We start from the raw sequence: 12202 nt of genomic DNA, 5'->3' as shown, positions 1-12202 counted from the left end.
TTACTTTTTAGGTTCTGGCGACCTAATTGAACTCATCATTTTTTAATCTTTTTTGATATTTCGTGATATTAAGTTGCAGATTTTGGGCTTTTTGCCGTTGTTGATAAAGATGAATTGCCCCTTCTAAAACGAGTACAAAAACAGCACACCAAATCGGAATATAAGTGAACCATTCTTCTTGGCCAATGCTCTCCCCTAAAACTAAAGAAGCTAAAGCAAGTAATACAGGTTCCAAATATCCTAAGAGTCCAAACACAACTAAAGGTAGAAAGCGACTTGCCAGAATATAACTTCCCAGACCAATAGCACTTAAAATTCCAAGCCCAATAATGATCAAAGAAAGACTTGGTTGGTCTATAAATTTACTGTATGGCAGCAAACCTGTATGAGTTAAATAAATTGCAATGGGCATAATAATGACTAAATCCCACCAAAAGCCCCCTAAATTATCTGTTTTAATTTTTTTACGTAATAAAAAGTAGGCAGAATATCCAACTGCTACCAATGCAGTTTCCCACGCAATACTTCCTAAACGCCATATCTCATGGCTAACGCCAATAACTGCAAGAATAATTGCTACCCATTGAAATTTTGATATTTTTTCGCCATACAACACACTTCCAGCTAAGACAAGAACCAGCGGCAACAGGAAATATCCCAAAGAGACTTGTAACCCACGCCCATGCATCGGCCCCCACAAAAAAAGCCAAAGTTGTACTGAGGTTAAAATAGAGGTTGTGATTAATAATAATAGTAAAGAAGGCTTAGCCAAAATACGTTGGTAGATATTCTTGATATAGGCTAAATCACCACTCCACCACATAAATAAAGTAAGGAACGGTAGTGTTGCAATAATCCGCCATCCAAAAGTTTGTTCACTATCGAGTTGGCTTAATAATTGAGTATAAAAATAAAGTACACCAAAAGTGAATGATGCCATGACAGACAAGATCACGCCCTTAAACATCATCAACCTCTTAGACTTTAGTAAAAATAACTCACTACAATACTTGATTTATCCACTATAAAAAAGAAAAAACCATGTAAAAACATGGTTTTTTCTTAAACAGACATAAAACACTATTCTTTATGTTCTGTACGAATAACATCTCGAATATCAAAACCTAATGTTTTTGCATAATTTAAATATTCATCTACCACTTCTTGCTCTGGATGAGGGTTTCTTGATAGCACCCAAAGGTATTTACGTGAAGGTTCCCCAACCAAAACAGTCTGATAGTCTTCATCTAGCTTTAAAATCCAGTAATCCCCACGAATTACCGGAATCCATCTTACAGCTTCTGGTAAAAAACTTACCTTCAATTTGGTGTTATATGGCGGGTTAACCACAAAGGCCTCCCCGATAGATTGCTGTAATTGTTTTCTATTATCATAGCAGCGATTATCTACTACTACATTTCCATTTTCGTTTAAGGTGTAGGTCGCAGATACGTTATAAGCACATTTTTTTTGAAAAAATGCAGGCTTACGCGCGACTTCATACCAAACACCTAAATATCGGTCTAGTTCAACTTTATAGACAGTTTGCAAAGGTTTCGGCTGGGCATAGACATAGGTTCCAACAGCCAAACCAGCCAAAACGACACCGCCCAACGCAATTTTAGCCAAACGCCAACTGGCTTGCGGAACATTATTTCGAAATGCCATTGTTGCCCTCAACGATTAGTTGTGAATACAAAAGAACTCAAATATCTACAGTAGCTTGTTTTTTAAACACATTATGTAGCGTTATGTATTCGTTTATTGCAACATTTGCGCTTTTAGTCGAATGATTTCATCACGTATCCGAGCTGCCTGTTCAAACTGCAAATCTTTCGAAGCTTTTAACATCTCTTTTTCAAGCTTAGTAATATGCTTACTAAACAATTTTGGATCAGAGAGAATATGTCTTTCGTCAGCACTTAAAGCTTGTGCTTGTTCAAGCACCTTCTCATCAATTTCGTCGTCTGAAAGCACTTCGCCTGAATCAATTTCTTTGATGACCTGACGAACAGCACTACGTGGCGTAATACCATGCAACTCGTTGAACTCGATTTGTTTAGCTCTACGGCGTTCAGTCTCATCTATTGCTTTTTGCATAGAATCAGTAATTCGGTCAGCATATAAAATTGCTTTACCTTTCACGTTACGCGCGGCACGACCAATTGTCTGAATGAGTGAACGTTCTGAACGTAAAAAACCTTCTTTATCTGCATCTAAAATAGCAACTAAAGAAACTTCTGGCATGTCGAGACCTTCACGCAACAAGTTAATACCGACTAAAACGTCGAATACACCTGTACGTAACTCATGAATAATTTTGACACGTTCAACCGTATCAATATCAGAGTGTAAATAAGCGACTTTAACCCCATATTCTTTTAAATAAGAAGTCAGATCTTCCGCCATACGCTTTGTTAAAGTGGTCACCAACACACGTTCATTTAGGTTCTTACGAATATTAATTTCAGAAAGAACATCATCAACCTGAGTTAATACAGGACGAACTTCAATTTCAGGATCAATTAGCCCTGTTGGACGTACCACCTGTTCAACCACTTGGTCAGACTTTTCTAACTCATATTTAGCTGGTGTCGCACTGACAAAAATGGTCGTCGGCACAATGCGTTCCCACTCTTCAAATTTCATTGGTCGATTATCAAGTGCACTTGGTAAACGGAACCCGTAATTCACTAAATTTTCTTTACGTGATCGGTCGCCTTTATACATCGCTCCAATTTGCGGAACTGTAACGTGTGACTCATCAATTATCAGCAATGCATCTTCTGGTACATAATCAAATAAAGTTGGAGGCGCTTCACCAGCTGGACGACCAGACAAATGTCTTGAATAGTTTTCAATACCATTGGTATAGCCCAACTGTTGCATCATCTCTAAATCATAACGGGTACGCTGCTCAATACGCTGGGCTTCCAGCAATTTGTCATGTTCACGGAAGAATTTAAGTTGATCTTGTAATTCATCTTTAATTGTATCAATTGCACGAGTCAGATGATCTTTCGGGGTTACATAGTGGCTTTTTGGATAAATCGTAACACGTGGAACTTTACGAACCATTTTACCCGTTAACGGATCAAACCAACGGATCGAATCGACCTCGTCATCAAATAGTTCAATACGAATCGCATGTTGATCAGATTCGGCAGGGAAAATATCAATAATTTCGCCGCGAATTCGATATGTACCACGTAAGAACTCAAGTTCATTACGAGTATATTGCATTTCAACTAAACGGCGGATAATTTCATCACGACTTACGCGATCGCCTTCAACCACATGCAGTAACATTTGCATATAAGCATTCGGGTCACCCAAACCATAAATTGCAGAAACCGATGCCACAATAATTGCATCACGACGCTCTAATAAAGCGCGTGTTGCCGATAGTCGCATCTGATCAATGTGATCGTTAATGGCAGCATCTTTTTCAATAAAAGTATCTGAGGATGGAACGTAAGCCTCGGGTTGATAATAATCATAGTAACTTACGAAATACTCAACCGCATTATTAGGGAAGAACGCTTTAAACTCTCCATAAAGCTGGGCAGCCAAAGTTTTGTTATGAGCCATCACAATTGTAGGTCGCTGTGTTTGAGCAATCACATTCGCCATGGTATAGGTTTTACCCGAGCCAGTTACACCCAGCAATAACTGATTACGAAAACCATGCTCGATACCATTTACCAGCTTTTCAATGGCCTGTGGCTGATCACCTGCTGGCTGATAATGAGTGACCAAATCAAAAGGTTGATTTTCGTTCAAAGTTATCTCTCTTTATGAAAAATTGAATTTAACGTCTCCCATTTTAATGGGGATTTTTATCTTAATTTAAAGTCTAAATTGAGCTGGAAATTCAATGTAAAAGATTAAGCATCTTAACACTTGACCAATACCCTAATCGGTTGCAACATGAAGCTATCCATTAAACAAAAAGTATAACCATGACCTATCAATATCATGATGAAAGTATTGTAACCGAACTTCCCGAAGATACAGTTTTTGTATTTGGAAGTAATCTTGCTGGACAACACGGTAGTGGTGCAGCGCGTGTTGCAAGTCAGCACTTCGGAGCAGTTGAAGGTGTAGGTCGTGGCTGGGCAGGTCAAAGCTTTGCAATTCCAACTTTAAATGAACACATTCAACAAATGCCACTTTCACAAATTCAGCATTATGTTGAAGACTTTAAGATATACACAAAAAATCATCCTAAAATGAAATATTTCGTTACTGCATTAGGTTGTGGCATTGCGGGTTATAAAGTTTCCGAAATCGCTCCTCTTTTTAAAGGGATTTATCATAACGTTATCTTTCCGGAATCTTTTAAACCCTATGTAGAAGATAATGCAGTATCTCAATTTCCGACTTTAACTCAAAAGATGGTACAAAGTTTCATTAATGATGAAGTTATTTTTTACTTTAATCATGGCAGTGAATCATTTGAAGAAGCTTTAGATAAAACTGATTTATCAGATGCTGAAAAAGCCATAGCTCTTATTGTCTTAAATGAAGAGTTGTACCCACGAGATCGTTATGGACGAGGCCGTGATCATGAGCTTAGTGATATTTTAGGGAAGTTAAACGGTAAAATTTTCAATCTTCATGGAAATTCTGAGGGTGCCATGATTTTTGTAAGTGCAGTTGTTGCACTGATGGAACTTTACGATTTTGATGAGCAAGATTTTATTAAGTTATGGCGTGGTGAAAAAAACATTGATCACCCTATTAATCGTTAATTTTTCTTATGAATTTATGAGTTAAGCAGATAATCTCTGCTTTCTCATTATTTTATTTTTAATTACATTTAATCCTTTTATTTTTAATTATTCTAATATATTTAAACTCTTTATCCTCCCAAATCTTAATTTTTCTCATTATACTTTAAGGCAAACTGAATACTTAAAGAAACATATGGAAACTTTAGATTCTTCGATTTTTGACCTTAGCCCAATTCCAATGTGGATTGAGGATTTCAGTGAAGTTAAACAACAATTTGATTTATGGAGAAAGCAAGGAATTGAAAATCTCCATGAATTTTTAAATCAAAATAAACACTTAGTTATCGAATGCGCTCATAAAATTAAAATTATTCGTGTTAACCAAAAAACTTTAGAACTTTTTGAAGCAACAACATACGAAGAACTATATTCAAATTTGAATCTTATTTTTAAAAAGGAAATGTTCGAATCACATATTTATGAACTTGAAGCGTTATGGAATGGCAAAACCCATTTTTCAAGCACCACTGTGAATTACACTTTATCAGGCAAACGTATTGATGTTCAGCTAAGAGGTTCCATTTTACCTGGTTCTGAATCTACCTTTGAGCGGGTATTAATTACTACAGAAGATATTACCCCTTATCAAAATGCACTCCGTCAGGAAGAAAAAAATCGTCGACTGGCTGAATCTATGTTTATCTACTCGCCTACTTCGCTGTGGGTCGAGGATTTTAGCCGTATAAAAAATAGAATTGATCAACTTAGGCTATTGGGAATTGAAGATTTTAGAACTTTTCTAGATGTTCATCCTGAGTTTGTCCGCCAGTGTGTAGAGGATATTTTAATTTTAGATGTTAATCAGGCTACGATAGATTTATTTAAAGCTCCTGATAAGTCGACACTTTTAAGAAATACACACAAGATTTTTGCTGAAGAAATGGTTGAAACCTTTCGAGAACAACTCATCGAGTTATGGCAAGGTAATATCCATCATAAACGTGAAGCCGTTAACTACGCTTTAGATGGCCAAATAAGAAATGTCTTGCTTCAATTTACCGTTTTTCCGGGATATGAAGAGACTTGGGGATTAGTGCAAGTTGCGCTGACAGATATTACTGCCCGGAAAAAAGCGGAAAACTATCTCGAATATTTAGGGCAACACGATGTTCTTACTAAACTATATAACCGTGCTTTTTTTACAGAGGAACTTAATCGCTTAAACCGAAGTATTATTCGACCAGTTTCTTCAATTTTTTTAGATATGAATGGATTAAAAGAAACAAATGACCAGTTTGGGCATGATATTGGAGATGGTTTATTACGCCGTGTTGGAAATATTTTAAGTCAGGCTATTTCAAATACAGCATATACTGCATCCAGAATCGGTGGTGATGAATTCGTGATCTTAATGCCGGGCGCAGATGAAGCGAACGTTCAAATTATGCTTCAAACGATTCAGGAGCTTTTTAATATCGACAATCAATACTATTCAAGCCATCCAGTAAGTATTGCAATTGGACATGCAACCACTCAAATAAATGAACAAATTGAGGACATGTTAAAACGAGCAGACCATCACATGTACCAAAAGAAAAAAAGTTATTATCAAGAAATTTTATTCAATCAATAAAAAACAGGCATATTGCCTGTTTTTCAAAATTAGCGTTTTCCCATAGAACGACGCGTACCACGTGGAGGCATCCATGTTCTATCCGCGTATTGCTCTGGTTTTGGACGCACTTGGTTGTGTACCGCATCATCTGCTTGATTGCTTTCATTCGGCATTGGGAATGGCAATTTCACCAAAGCCTTTTTCTGTTTTGGCTGTTGCTCAGTCATAATTCATTCTCGAAATTTCGATTGCGACCTATTATAAATGATTTTTATCATTTCTTTTCAAAAAAGCTTCAATTGAGTAAAACAGCAACAAGAACCTTCTTAAATTAAACTTTTTTACATCTAAAAATACCCGTATCCGCAAATTGCTTAATTTTTGCGATAAGATAGTATGCTTTTTATTTTTTAATCCCATAAGAGGAATATTGCCGTGGACGTACGTCTTTCTGATCGTGTCAATGCTATCAAACCGTCCCCTACACTTGCTGTAACAAATAAAGCTGCTGAACTTAAAGCTGCTGGCAAGAACGTGATTGGTTTAGGTGCTGGCGAGCCAGATTTTGATACCCCTCAACACATCAAAGATGCTGCAATTGAAGCGATTAATAATGGTTTCACCAAATATACGGCTGTAGATGGTACTCCTGGGTTAAAAAAAGCAATTATTGCTAAGTTCAAGCGTGATAATAATCTTGATTATCAAGCGAACCAGATTTTGGTTTCTTGTGGTGGTAAGCAAAGCTTCTTTAACTTGGCACTTGCTCTATTAAACAAAGGCGATGAAGTTATCATTCCAGCACCTTTCTGGGTAAGCTATCCAGATATGGTCATTATTGCTGAAGGTACTCCAGTCATTGTGAAATGTGGCGAAGACCAACGCTTCAAAATCACTCCTGAACAATTAGAAGCTGCTATTACACCTAACACTCGTTTAGTTGTATTAAACAGCCCATCTAACCCAACAGGCATGATTTATAGCAAAGCTGAATTAGAAGCTTTAGCTGAAGTTTTACGTCGTCATCCACAAGTATTTGTTGCATCTGACGATATGTATGAACCGATTCGTTGGGAAGATGAGTTCTACAACATCGCAACTGTTGCTCCTGATTTATATGACCGCACGATTGTTTTAAACGGTGTTTCTAAAGCATACGCAATGACAGGTTGGCGTATTGGCTATGCAGGCGGTCCAGCAAAAATCATTGGTGCAATGAAAAAGATCCAATCACAGTCAACTTCTAACCCGACTTCTATTTCTCAAGTTGCTGCTGAAGCTGCATTGAATGGTCCACAAGACGTTTTACAACCTATGATTGAAGCGTTTAAACGCCGTCATGACTTAGTTGTAAATGGCTTAAATGATATTAAAGGTATCTCTTGCTTACCTGCTGATGGCGCTTTCTATGCCTATGCAAACATTCGTCCTCTTATTCGTGCAAAAGGCTTAAAATCTTGCACAGAGTTCTCTGAATGGTTACTAGAAGAAACTGGCGTAGCAGTTGTTCCTGGTGATGCATTTGGTTTAGGCGGTTTTATGCGTATTTCATATGCAACAGCTGACGAAGTACTCGTTGATGCGTTAGCACGTATCAAAAAAGCTGCTGACTCAATTGAAGGTGTAGACGCTGCTATTGCTTCAATTGAAGCTGAAAAAGCTGCGAAATAATCTGCATTTTGCATAAAAAGGGTTCTCTTGAGAGAACCCTTTTTTAATTCACTTATGCATTTTTGGCTTTTTGAGGTCTTATATAAATGACTAATAAAATTCCAAATAAAACCATAAAACTTGATAAAATCACTCGCCCTGTCACAGTCTCATTTACAAATAGGCTTCCACCTATAATCGCCAAACATGGCACACTTAGCTGTACTGTACTCGCTGTCACCCGATCAATATGCTTCAAAATTGCATACCAGAGTACATAAGCCCCGCTTGAAGTGACACCGCCCGACAAAATCGCTAAGACCCATCCTTGCATGTCAATGTAGCGATCTTGGGCAAGTAATACATTCGCCAACAAAACCATTGGCACAGCTAGCGTAAAATTTGCCAACGTACTACCAATCGGTTGTGTCATATTGCGACCAGCAATGCTGTATCCAGCCCATGCTAAACCAGATATCACCATAATTAGAGCATATCCCCAATCAGACGCATGAGTATCGGGTAATAACAAAACACTGATTCCAGCTAAAGCAATACATAGACCTATACCACGGTACATGCCAATCTGCTCACCCTGCCAATAGCCATAAAGCACCATAGTCAGCTGTACAACCCCAAACAATAAAAGAGCACCAATCCCAGCGTCGATTTGAAGATAAGCATACGAAAATGCCAAAATATAAACCGCTAGAAAAAATGCGTTTTTTAAACTCCATTGGACTTTGGTTTGAGACGATTTTGAATATAAAAACAGTCCTAATAAAACAACTGCACCACTTGCTACTCGTATTAGACTAAAAGTCATTGGGTCAATATGTCGGCCAACCAAAGCCAAACGACACAATACAGAATTTGCTGCAAAAGCCGCCATTATGAGTGCAATTTTAAAAAGCATTGTCCTTATGCTCCTGTTATTTCTTATAGTGTAAAAGAAGTCTTTCTTATCTATCTAATTCATTATGCAACTCATTTAATTCAATTTTTATAATAAAGGAATTTTATATTAAATGAACAAAATTTTAAAATTCAACTTATCAGTTCAATCTTTAACTATAGAATTGACTTATCGATGACTTAATAATAGGCTAATATCAAGTTCTATTTTGGAACTTAAAAAATTAAAGGACCCAAAAAATGAAAAATCCGATGGAAATGACTGGCCTTGAATTTTTACAAGCAATGATAGAAGGCCATATTCCACCTGCCAGCATTAGTAAAACAATACCTATGCAACCTACTGAAATTTCAGAAGGATCTGTTACCTTTAAAGCCCAAGCAGATCATAACCATTTAAATCCACTCGGTGGCGTACATGGTGGTTTTGCTGCCACCGTTCTAGATTCAGTGACTGGCTGTGCAGTACATACGATGTTACCTGCGGGTGTAGGTTACGGCACAATCGACCTTAACGTAAAAATGTGCCGCCCTATTCCCCAAAATCAGGCTTTAATTGCAACAGGCAAAGTTATTAATTTAAGTAAAAATTTAGGTATTTCTGAAGGAAAGATTATTGATGAGGAAGGTAAACTGTATGCCTATGCAACAGCAACCTGCATGATTATTCGTCCATAATCATTAAAGGCAGCCTTAAACCGCTGCCTTTTTTATTAAGTCATCTGAATTATCTGGACGTTCACAAGTTTGTGCAATCACATACGGCGCCCAAATATTTTTAAGTTGAAGTTCTATAATTTCTTGATGCTCTACAGACCAAGCTAAAACTTTATTTTTACCCAACAATAACTCCCCTTCTAATTGAAAAATATATAAAGATTCAGAAGAGTTTAGTAGTTTCGAGCTTTTTAAAATCTTAAGTGAATTATGCACATTCCATTTAGCGCTAAACCAAAGCTGCAATAAATCGCCTAAATATAAATCCTGCTTTTTGAAAGGATAAGCATTAATCCATGCACCTTCTACAAGTGTGTAATAAGATTCTGATTGATTTAAGATATTGAGATAATTGTGTTGATAGAAATCAAAATTAGAAAAAATAGAAGCGATCGTAAGCGTTTTCATACTTATCTCCGATTTAGCCATTTTAGTGCTGGCAAGTTGGTTTAAATCCACACTGTTTGGATTTCTCCAAACGCTTGTTCTTTTTTGAATCTAGCAATTGATTTTTTAAAGTGCAAGTAATTTCTTAACTCATCACTCAACTGATCAAATAAAAAGCATACGACACAAAAATGAAGTAAACATGACAATTTAGACTTGACCCTTCTCAAAATCTCCTTATAATCGCATGCAGATTCTCCCATAGCTCAGTCGGTAGAGCGACGGACTGTTAATCCGCAGGTCCCTGGTTCGAGCCCAGGTGGGAGAGCCAAATACTAAAAAGCCCGCAGCATTAAAGCGGGCTTTTTTTTGCCATAAATTTATCAATAACTATAAAAAATCCTCTATCAGCAGATAGAGGATTTAATTTTTTCTTAGAGTCTTTATTAGGTTTAACGCTCTAACCTAACTCGAAAGAATATATTTTCTTCTTAAATTATTATTCCACTTCAACCACTTTTAAAGGATTAAAAGATTGAGTGGTCGGCATCATTTCAATACGATTAATATTAATGTGTGGAGGTTGTGAAGCAATCCAAGCTACTGTATTTGCAATATCTTCAGGCAAAAGTGGATTCTTTTTATCATATAGACTGTTTACTTTATCCTCATCACCTTTAAAACGCACAAGAGAAAATTCAGTACCTCCACACAACCCTGGTTCAATGTTAGTTACGCGTACACCAGTACCAGCCAAATCAGCACGAAGATTTAGACTAAATTGCTCCACAAATGCTTTGGTTGCCCCATACACGTTACCCCCCGGATATGGATATGTACCTGCAATTGAGCCCATATTAATAATCAAACCTGATTTTTTCTTTACCATACTTGGCAAAATTAATCGGGTAATCGTAACAAGCCCCTTAACATTGGTATCAATCATCGTGTACCAATCATCTAATTCTGCTTTATCTGCGGGTTCCAATCCTAATGCCAATCCAGCATTATTCACCAATAAATCAATTTGATTGATTTGAAATTCAGCTGGTAAATCAACCAATGCCTTATTTATATTTTCTGCCGTATCCGTCATGTCAAATACTAATGGGTAGAATTTTTCACCAAGTTCTTGTTTTAGTTCTTCTAGTTTTTCTGCTCGTCTTCCGCAACCAATAACGTTATATCCTAACTCAATCAGCTTTTTTGAAATACTATAACCAAAACCTGCCGATGCACCTGTAACTAATGCTAACATTCTTATATCCTTAGAAATGATCAACTATTTCAGTTGAACTCATGATGAACATATCAGCCTTTATATTTACACAATATTTATTATTAGCCTAAAAAAATAAAAGTTTTTTTAAAAATTTTAAGAGAAATTAAAATCTAGAAAAAATATATTTATTAAATAATTATATGCATTAAAAAACTAAAAGCAGAACATGCTTACTGCCGAAGAGATAATGTGCACCTAATAAAAAAGTTTACCGTGAAAGGTAAACTTTTTTATTTGAGAAATCCAAGACTAAGCAGGAATACCACTATGAAAACGGAAAGTATCATCTGGTGTTAAAATCAGATTCTTTTCAACTTCACGGATATGATTTATTCGCTGTTGAATATCCTCTTTAGGATCTTTCATTTTTGCAGTTTTTGCCACATCAAGCGCAAGTGCGAGATAGTCTTCAAAATGACGAGACTCTGACTTAAGCAAGTATCGATAATAACGTCCTAACTCATCATCTACACGCGGTGCAAGTGCATAAAAACGCTCACATGAACGAGCCTCTACGAATGCACCAATCACCAGCACATCAATTAAAGCTTCAGGCTCATACGTACGAATCTCTTTACGCAACCCACCTGCATAACGCCCAGCACTTAAACCAGTCCACTCTTGACCGCGCTTAGCCATAAGCTCAAGTACTTGTTCATAGTGAAGCATTTCTTCTCGTACAAGTTGAGCAAGTTTTACTTGTAAGTCAGGAAAGAAGCTATAGCGGAACATTAAGTTCATTGCTGTACTAGCAGCTTTCTTTTCACAATTAGCATGATCTTGCATCAAGATATCTAAATTATTGATTGCCTCATCCAACCATGCATTTGGTGTTTGACATCCTAAAAAGGCCACCACAGGTTGCATTAATTCATCGTAATTGATACTCGACATAACCAA

The 12202-nt window shown here is 36.9% G+C and carries 13 protein-coding genes and 1 tRNA gene; 5 read left to right on the top strand and 9 right to left on the bottom strand.

What is annotated here, in order from left to right:
* Positions 1-22: 22 nt before the first annotated feature.
* The 3 genes from rarD to uvrB form a co-directional block, all read right to left on the bottom strand.
* Entirely contained in the window at positions 23-970 is a 948-nt protein-coding gene (gene rarD / locus JGE69_RS06125; RefSeq protein WP_075383496.1) for an EamA family transporter RarD, read from the bottom strand.
* Positions 971-1080: 110 nt separating this feature from the next.
* Positions 1081-1668 carry a lipocalin family protein gene (locus JGE69_RS06120; RefSeq protein WP_032055225.1) on the bottom strand — a complete coding sequence of 196 codons (588 nt, stop codon included), beginning with the start codon at positions 1666-1668 and terminating at the stop codon, positions 1081-1083.
* A gap of 93 nt (positions 1669-1761) precedes the next feature.
* Positions 1762-3783, bottom strand: coding sequence for an excinuclease ABC subunit UvrB (uvrB, locus tag JGE69_RS06115; protein WP_002118463.1), 2022 nt, complete (start codon positions 3781-3783; stop codon positions 1762-1764).
* Positions 3784-3962: 179 nt separating this feature from the next.
* Between uvrB and JGE69_RS06110 the strand changes: the two genes are divergently transcribed.
* Both JGE69_RS06110 and JGE69_RS06105 read left to right on the top strand, forming a co-directional pair.
* Positions 3963-4754: a hypothetical protein gene (locus JGE69_RS06110; RefSeq protein ID WP_017480583.1), complete on the top strand. Its 792-nt coding sequence runs from the start codon at positions 3963-3965 to the stop codon at positions 4752-4754.
* A 175-nt stretch (positions 4755-4929) separates the two neighbouring features.
* Positions 4930-6369 carry a sensor domain-containing diguanylate cyclase gene (locus JGE69_RS06105; RefSeq protein ID WP_199113111.1) on the top strand — a complete coding sequence of 480 codons (1440 nt, stop codon included), beginning with the start codon at positions 4930-4932 and terminating at the stop codon, positions 6367-6369.
* Positions 6370-6398: 29 nt separating this feature from the next.
* Here the strand turns inward: JGE69_RS06105 and JGE69_RS06100 are convergent, their stop codons facing one another.
* A complete protein-coding gene (locus JGE69_RS06100; RefSeq protein WP_002118942.1) occupies positions 6399-6578 on the bottom strand; it encodes a hypothetical protein in 180 nt (59 codons plus the stop codon).
* Between the two features lie 208 nt (positions 6579-6786).
* Here JGE69_RS06100 and JGE69_RS06095 point away from each other — a divergent pair, with 208 nt between their 5' ends.
* Positions 6787-8022 carry a pyridoxal phosphate-dependent aminotransferase gene (locus JGE69_RS06095; protein ID WP_199113113.1) on the top strand — a complete coding sequence of 412 codons (1236 nt, stop codon included), beginning with the start codon at positions 6787-6789 and terminating at the stop codon, positions 8020-8022.
* 52 nt (positions 8023-8074) lie between these two features.
* Here JGE69_RS06095 and JGE69_RS06090 read toward each other — a convergent pair whose 3' ends face one another.
* On the bottom strand, positions 8075-8917 hold the full coding sequence (locus JGE69_RS06090) for a DMT family transporter (RefSeq protein WP_199113115.1): 843 nt from the start codon (positions 8915-8917) through the stop codon (positions 8075-8077).
* Positions 8918-9156: 239 nt separating this feature from the next.
* Here JGE69_RS06090 and JGE69_RS06085 point away from each other — a divergent pair, with 239 nt between their 5' ends.
* Complete coding sequence (locus JGE69_RS06085; RefSeq protein ID WP_002119022.1) at positions 9157-9594, top strand: PaaI family thioesterase; 438 nt, start codon at positions 9157-9159, stop codon at positions 9592-9594.
* Between the two features lie 15 nt (positions 9595-9609).
* Here the strand turns inward: JGE69_RS06085 and JGE69_RS06080 are convergent, their stop codons facing one another.
* A complete protein-coding gene (locus JGE69_RS06080) occupies positions 9610-10041 on the bottom strand; it encodes a hypothetical protein (RefSeq protein ID WP_017386246.1) in 432 nt (143 codons plus the stop codon).
* A 41-nt stretch (positions 10042-10082) separates the two neighbouring features.
* Positions 10083-10229: a hypothetical protein gene (locus tag JGE69_RS06075; RefSeq protein ID WP_079381033.1), complete on the bottom strand. Its 147-nt coding sequence runs from the start codon at positions 10227-10229 to the stop codon at positions 10083-10085.
* A gap of 46 nt (positions 10230-10275) precedes the next feature.
* Between JGE69_RS06075 and JGE69_RS06070 the strand changes: the two genes are divergently transcribed.
* Positions 10276-10351: transfer RNA gene (locus tag JGE69_RS06070), tRNA-Asn, on the top strand.
* A gap of 168 nt (positions 10352-10519) precedes the next feature.
* Here the strand turns inward: JGE69_RS06070 and JGE69_RS06065 are convergent.
* Positions 10520-11278 (bottom strand): SDR family oxidoreductase, encoded by a 759-nt coding sequence (locus tag JGE69_RS06065; RefSeq protein ID WP_069035776.1) that lies wholly within the window; start codon positions 11276-11278, stop codon positions 10520-10522.
* A gap of 273 nt (positions 11279-11551) precedes the next feature.
* Entirely contained in the window at positions 11552-12196 is a 645-nt protein-coding gene (locus tag JGE69_RS06060; RefSeq protein ID WP_002118428.1) for a tRNA-(ms[2]io[6]A)-hydroxylase, read from the bottom strand.
* Between the last annotated feature and the right edge of the window lie 6 nt (positions 12197-12202).

This window comes from Acinetobacter sp. C13 (assembly GCF_016809775.1).
Lineage (GTDB): Bacteria > Pseudomonadota > Gammaproteobacteria > Pseudomonadales > Moraxellaceae > Acinetobacter > Acinetobacter pittii.
This window is presented reverse-complemented; position numbering and strand designations above follow the sequence as displayed.